A 1,140-nucleotide genomic window follows, 5' to 3' on the forward strand; every position below is an offset into this window, starting at 1 on the left:
CGTGAAGAAATCCTGCTTCTCAGTTCTACACAAGACAGTTGTCTCAGGCTTTTCAAGCCGTGAGAGACACATCAGAGCCCTGGGCACTGTCATTGGACGCAGCCTGAGAGTAGCTCCCTCCTTTTCCACCTGAGTTCTTCCTCCTCCACATCACAGCAGCGACCACAGCTCCGGTGAACACAGCTCCTAGGACAGCCAGGCCAGCAACAATGCCCACGATGGGGATGGTGGACTGGGAAGATGGCTCCCATCTCAGGGTGAGGGGTTCCGGCAATCCCTCGTGCTGCACATGGCACGTGTATCTCTGCTCTTCTCCAGAAGGCACCACCACAGCTCCCCACTTCTGGAAGGTTCCATCTCCTCCTGGCCTGGTCTCCACAGGGGTGATTTGTTTCAGGTAAGGGACAGTGTAAGGGTTGTGGTGTTTGAGTTTAGATTGAGGAATAGGAATATGGTGGTTGTTAGGGCGATGTATGTGGTTAAGTAGAGGGTTGTGATGGTTGGGTTGTATGTTAGTGTTATTATCATTCAGCCTATGTGAGTGATTGAGGAGTATCCTATAATTTTGCGTAATTGTGTCTGGTTTAGGCCTCCTCAGCTACCTGCTATAATAGATAGGGTTGAGAGGGTTATGAGGGCACAGGTGTTGATTGATGGGTGAATTTGGTATATAATTGAGATGGGGGCTAGTTTTTGTCATGTGAGGAGGAGTAGGCCAGGAATTAGGGGTGTTCCTTGGGTGACCTCTGGAATTCAAAAGTGAAAGGGGGCTATTCCTAGTTTTATAGCAAGGGCAGCAGTTATTATTAATGATGGGAGTTGATTGGTGGTACTTGTTATTATTCAGTGTCCTGATAGTAGGTTGTTGAGGGTAGTTGCTATTATAAGAATTATGGATGCGGTGGATTGTATTAGGAAGTATTTGGTAGCGGCTTCTGTGGAACGGGGGTTTGTTTTTTTGATTAGAATTGGAATGAAGGCTAGTATGTTTATTTCTAGGCCTGCTCAGGCGAGAAATCAGTGTGAGCTTAGTAGTGTAGTGAGTGTGCCTGTGATTATTGTGGTGTAGATGGTGAATTTGGCTCCGCTCTCCATGATGAACCGCAGCACACCATAGCAGGCCCTCCGCACAGCAAGCCC

The 1,140-nt window shown here is 48.0% G+C and carries 1 protein-coding gene; it reads right to left on the minus strand.

The genetic code is table 11. The features are described from left to right. Nucleotides 1-843: 843 nt before the first annotated feature. Nucleotides 844-993, minus strand: coding sequence for a hypothetical protein (locus tag ACFIJK_RS09255; protein ID WP_375621917.1), 150 nt, complete (start codon nt 991-993; stop codon nt 844-846). Nucleotides 994-1,140: the final 147 nt, after the last annotated feature.

This window comes from Bartonella sp. PS17NMGDW (assembly GCF_042193555.1).
Lineage (GTDB): Bacteria > Pseudomonadota > Alphaproteobacteria > Rhizobiales > Rhizobiaceae > Bartonella > Bartonella grahamii.